This is a genomic window from Pseudoalteromonas sp. TB25, from assembly GCF_000497995.1.
Lineage (GTDB): Bacteria > Pseudomonadota > Gammaproteobacteria > Enterobacterales > Alteromonadaceae > Pseudoalteromonas > Pseudoalteromonas distincta.
This window is the reverse complement of the sequence record NZ_AUTI01000208.1, coordinates 1-4853: the sequence shown is the minus strand read 5'-3', so window position 1 is coordinate 4853 and position 4853 is coordinate 1. Positions and strand designations below refer to the sequence as shown.

Genomic DNA, 4853 nt, shown 5'->3' with positions numbered 1-4853 from the left:
CTGGCAGGGAAGCTCAACAACAGATCACGATAATACTCGTATTGCTTTTGGCGTAACTCAATTTCGCGGGGCAGACCTTCTTTTATGGAACTTGTTAGCGTATTGAAATTATCTAATATCTTAACAATTCGGATTTGTTCATTAATTGTAGGGACAGGAATTTTAAACTCCGACATCTGTTTCAAGTTTATATTTGGCTGAGCAGAGGTTTTATTAAACTTAGCAATATAATCTGTCATTGCAGTGGTCTGCATGTAGTAAAAAGCAAACTTTACATTTACCTGCTGGGTTAAGCGAACAATAGCTAATGCTTGGTTAGTATTTGCAGGTAAAACGCTTTTATCAACAATGGCACACTTTCCAATAGTAGCGCCTGCAATAGCAAATAAAATATCACCTTCCTCTAATATTGAGCGTTTAAGTTCCTTATTATGAACTTCTGGAGTAATAAACATAAACTTGTCTGGTTTGATTTGGTTATCATCAAAACTTTCCAGCTTAATAAAATTAACTCCGTCGCTTACAAATTCTTTAGGGGTTGTTCCTTTGGTAATAAGTTGGGTTACGTCACCCAACGTCTTCCACTCAACGTCACCCTCTTCAAAACTCAACAACTGGTCGCGGTAGTAGTTGTATTGTTTTTTCCGCATGTTAAGCTCGGCGGTCAGCTCGGCGGTCAGCTCGGCGGTCATGGCGGTAAATGCGTCCAGAATGCGTACAATTTCAGCTTGTATTGCCAGCGATTTTTCTGGGTTATCTGGGCATGGGATGGGTATTTGAAACTTTGAAAACTCAGCTTTCGTAATAGTTTTCAAAGTACTTCCTCTCGCATTTTTCTTCTCAACTTCGAATTTGCTTTTTAATTGGTATGCGAAATATTTCTTATTTATGCACTCAATATAATTTGTGAATATTGCCAAGGTTCTATCTACATAGCAGTCATACTGAGTTAATGCAACACGTCCAATAGTCCCTTGCAGTGTTACAATCACAGTTCCATTTTTAACAAATACGCTTTTAGGTTGTGCTTTTTTTGAAATTCTTTGTTTAGTAATTTCTTTTAAGTCAAAACTACCATCAAGCAAGTCAACAACTTGCACAAAAGGCATACTGCCTTCTCCGTCATACCATTCACTATTGCCGTAGGGTTGGGGAAAAGAGCCTCTTCTAAATTCAGCTACGTCTTCTAACGGCTTCCATTCAACGTCAACTCCATCTAACAGCTTTTCCATGTAGCTTGAAATGCTCATGCCTCAAGCTCCTCACCTTCAATTTCCGCGACAATTGCGTCAATATCACTGCGAAGTTGGTCGATTTTAGCAACAGTGGTTTTAAGTTCGGCATTAAGCTCTGTAATGTCCACTAGCTCGCGGTTGTCTTTCGCTTCTACATAACTGCTCACCGAAAGGTTGTAGCTGTTGCCTGCGATAACATCCAAATCAACACATTTGGCAAAGTGATCCACGTCCTCTTTGCTGGCAAACACTTTCATGATGTCTTCGATGTGCTGCTCAGTCAGTACGCTGTTATTGGTTTCTTTTTTAAACAGTCCGCTAGCATCAATAAACTGGGTGGTGGTGTCGGTTTTGTGCTTAGACAGCACCAAAATATTCACCGCAATGGTGGTGCCAAAGAACAGGTTAGGTGCCAGTGAAATTACGGTTTCAACATAGTTGTTATCTACCAAAAACTTACGAATTTTTTGCTCAGCACCACCACGGTAAAAAATACCGGGGAAGCAAACAATCGCCGCACGACCTTTGCTTGATAGGTAGCTGAGCGCATGCAGCACAAAGGCAAAGTCGGCTTTTGATTTGGGTGCAAGTACACCTGCGGGTGCAAAGCGGTCGTCGTTAATTAAGGTTGGGTCATCGCTACCAATCCATTTCACCGAATAAGGCGGGTTAGAGACAATCGCATCAAACGGTTTGTCGTCTAAAAAGTGCGGTTCGGTTAAAGTGTCACCCAACTGAATATTGAACTTGTCGTAGTTAATGTTGTGCAAAAACATATTCATACGCGCCAAGTTATAGGTGGTGTGATTCAGCTCTTGACCAAAAAAACCATCCTCAATGATATGCGCATCAAAGTGCTTTTTGGCTTGTAACAGCAATGAACCGGAGCCAGCCGCAGGGTCATAGATTTTATTGACACTAGTTTGACCGTACATGGCCAGCTGCGCGATCAGTTTTGAAACGTGCTGAGGCGTGAAAAATTCGCCGCCTGATTTACCCGCATTGGCCGCATAGTTTGAAATAAGGAACTCGTAGGCGTCCCCAAACAAGTCTATTTGGTTGTCTTCAAACTCACCGAAAGAAAGCTCAGACACTCGTTTTAATACCTTTACTAAACGATCGTTTTTTGCAGTAACCGTATTACCTAAACGATTGCTGGTGGTATCAAAATCCGCAAACAAGCCTTTTATGTCTTTTTCTGAATCATAGCCATTGGCTGAGTTTTCGATTGCAGCAAAAATAGCCGCCAAATCCGTATTTAAATTTTCGTTCTTATGCGCATTAGCCGCCACATTGCTAAACAACTGGCTTGGAAGGATAAAATATCCTTTCGTACGGACTGCATCATCTTTTGCAGCTAGAATGTTTTCATCATCATCGTCCATGGCAGCATAATTAACACTTTCATCACCGCCTGTGATGTAACCAACAAAGTTCTCACTGATAAAGCGATAGAACAAAGTACCCAACACGTACTGCTTGAAGTCCCAACCATCTACTGAACCTCGCACATCGTTAGCAATAGCCCATATTTGTCGTTGAAGCTCAGCACGTTGTTGGTTACTTGTCATTTCTTTATTCCCGTAAAGTACGTTATTTAATATTAAGCCGCATATTCTAGTAAGTGAGATAAAGCTCGTATTGGCTTTATCTCACTTACTTATCATCCAAATAATACTACCACAAATTCTATATAATCAATCTGCTGCTTCAGTTTATAAATAGTTTTATTGTCTTTACACTTCCCTTTCACCAATTCTTTCCATTATCCAATCATCCACCTCTGATTCAAGCCAGGCTACAGATTTAGCACCCAACGATACTTGCTTTGGGAATGTGCCCTTAGTCATGAACTCATAAATTGTTGAGCGGCCAAGTGATGTTTTTTCGATTACTTCTTTTAATTTGATTAAACGCATGGAATTTCTCCGGTTGGTTATTAGTACATAACCTTTCCGGGGTCAGTATTTTTTTATGCTCTTCAAACAAAAAACTTACACATATACATCACTAACTTGCATGAACCACTTAAGAGGAATTTACAATGCAAGGTCAACAGTCGTTATATGAATTTAAACACCCAGTAAATGACGAGCAGATACTAGAAGCCGCCGCGTATATTATCGCTAAAAAGCAGTTTCGTGATGGCGTATTGAATAGCCCTAATGATTGCGAAGAGTACTTAAAACATAAATTAGCGATACATGAACATGAAGTATTTGCCGTACTGTTTTTAGATAGTCAGAACCGCATACTGGAGTTTAAAGAGCTATTTAGAGGCACTATTAACGCTGCCAGCGTTTACCCTAGAGAAGTTGTTAAAGAGGTGCTGGAGCTTAATGCTGCATCCGTTATATTGGCACATAACCACCCTTCAGGCGTTACTACGCCTTCTCAAGCAGATAAACTCATTACTACCAAATTACAGCAGGCACTTAACCTAATTGATGTATCGGTGCTTGATCACATCATCATTGGCGAGAGCACGTATTCATTTGCTGAACATGGCTTAATTTAAAAGGAGTTAAATATGGCGTTAAAAATAGAGCAAGTATCAGGCTTAAAAGTGCCTGAGTCTTTTATTGGTGTGATTGTAAGTGCTATTGCGAATAGAGGTGATTCTATAGGCGGAGCTAAGGCGGTTACGCTTAACTTTAGAGATCCTGATTACAGCCCTGAAGCTGGAGGCTTTCACCCTGTAGAGGTTAGGTTGGAAAAGCAGGCCACCAGCTGGCAGCTTATTTATATTACTGACTTTTCGTATCAGGGCCGTCATACCCCTGAACTGATAAAAGAAATTGATGTGTGCTTTAGCATTAAGCAGGTTTATCACTTTCTAGCTGGTTGGTTGAATGCTAGGGAAGGTAAAGAGTTGTTAGCCTTGTTTATTTCTAACTTTGTTGAGTACTACAACACAGGTTGTTATCAGGTTACGGTTACTACTGAGTAACTGGAGGTTTTTATGGCTGAAGTACAAGCGGTTAAAGATCTTGATACAGTGAGACTTGTTAGTTATTTGCTAGAAAAACGTTGCTCAAGGCAAATGAGCCAAATATGGAACATTGGCTTAAATCTCGCGCTTAGAATATCTGACTTACTCGCAGTGAAGTTCACTGACATAAATAACGATAGGTTGATTATTTACGAGTCAAAGACCTCAAAATTAGCTGAAATTAAGCTAAATGATAAGGCGCTTAACTTAATCAACGAAATTAAGCTTACTCATCCACAGCATATCTACTTATTTCAATCATACCGAAATCAACAAGCAATTAACTCAAAGCCTAAACCACTATCGCGTAGAGCGGTTACTAAAGCATTTGCGCTCGTTGGTGAAGAACTAAATATTCATTTAGGTACTCACTCAATGCGTAAAACACGTGGCTATCACTTGTATCAGAAAACCCACGACATCGCCCGAGTAATGAAAATGCTTCGCCATAGCTCCGAAGCAACAACACTTCGTTATATAGGCATAACACAGGAGGAAATAGACAAAGACTTTGAAGAATTAGAGCTATAACTCTTAACAGCGTCATTCTGGCGCTTGTTTTACTTAACTAAAAGGAAGGCACTATGTCTTTAAATAAGGCCGTTTCGTGCGGCTTGGTTGGTAAT

Annotated in this window: 6 protein-coding genes; 3 read left to right on the top strand and 3 right to left on the bottom strand. The window is 40.1% G+C overall.

Annotated features, from left to right (window positions below):
* The 3 genes from L652_RS0105325 to L652_RS0105315 form a co-directional block, all read right to left on the bottom strand.
* On the bottom strand, positions 1–1250 hold a 1250-nt coding region (locus L652_RS0105325), incomplete at its 3' end, for a restriction endonuclease subunit S (protein WP_024595469.1).
* Entirely contained in the window at positions 1247–2806 is a 1560-nt protein-coding gene (locus L652_RS0105320; protein WP_024595468.1) for a type I restriction-modification system subunit M, read from the bottom strand. The genes L652_RS0105320 and L652_RS0105325, both read right to left, overlap by 4 nt.
* 165 nt (positions 2807–2971) lie before the next feature.
* A complete protein-coding gene (locus tag L652_RS0105315; protein ID WP_024595467.1) occupies positions 2972–3154 on the bottom strand; it encodes an AlpA family transcriptional regulator in 183 nt (60 codons plus the stop codon).
* Between the two features lie 125 nt (positions 3155–3279).
* On the opposite strand from L652_RS0105315, the gene radC reads away from it, so the two are divergent.
* The 3 genes from radC to L652_RS0105300 are packed head-to-tail and all read left to right on the top strand — an operon-like array spanning position 3280 to position 4758.
* Positions 3280–3753 carry a DNA repair protein RadC gene (radC, locus tag L652_RS0105310; RefSeq protein ID WP_024595466.1) on the top strand — a complete coding sequence of 158 codons (474 nt, stop codon included), beginning with the start codon at positions 3280–3282 and terminating at the stop codon, positions 3751–3753.
* 12 nt (positions 3754–3765) lie between these two features.
* Positions 3766–4185 carry a DUF2787 domain-containing protein gene (locus L652_RS0105305; RefSeq protein ID WP_024595465.1) on the top strand — a complete coding sequence of 140 codons (420 nt, stop codon included), beginning with the start codon at positions 3766–3768 and terminating at the stop codon, positions 4183–4185.
* Positions 4186–4197: 12 nt separating this feature from the next.
* On the top strand, positions 4198–4758 hold the full coding sequence (locus L652_RS0105300; RefSeq protein WP_024595464.1) for a tyrosine-type recombinase/integrase: 561 nt from the start codon (positions 4198–4200) through the stop codon (positions 4756–4758).
* Positions 4759–4853: the final 95 nt, after the last annotated feature.

Excerpts from the sequence above, each read along its gene's own strand:
- L652_RS0105305 (WP_024595465.1), top strand. The coding sequence starts at position 3,766 with ATGGCGTTAAAAATAGAGCAAGTATCAGGCTTAAAAGTGCCTGAGTCT.
- L652_RS0105315 (WP_024595467.1), bottom strand. The coding sequence starts at position 3,154 with ATGCGTTTAATCAAATTAAAAGAAGTAATCGAAAAAACATCACTTGGC.
- radC (WP_024595466.1), top strand. The coding sequence starts at position 3,280 with ATGCAAGGTCAACAGTCGTTATATGAATTTAAACACCCAGTAAATGAC.
- L652_RS0105320 (WP_024595468.1), bottom strand. The coding sequence starts at position 2,806 with ATGACAAGTAACCAACAACGTGCTGAGCTTCAACGACAAATATGGGCT.
- L652_RS0105300 (WP_024595464.1), top strand. The coding sequence starts at position 4,198 with ATGGCTGAAGTACAAGCGGTTAAAGATCTTGATACAGTGAGACTTGTT.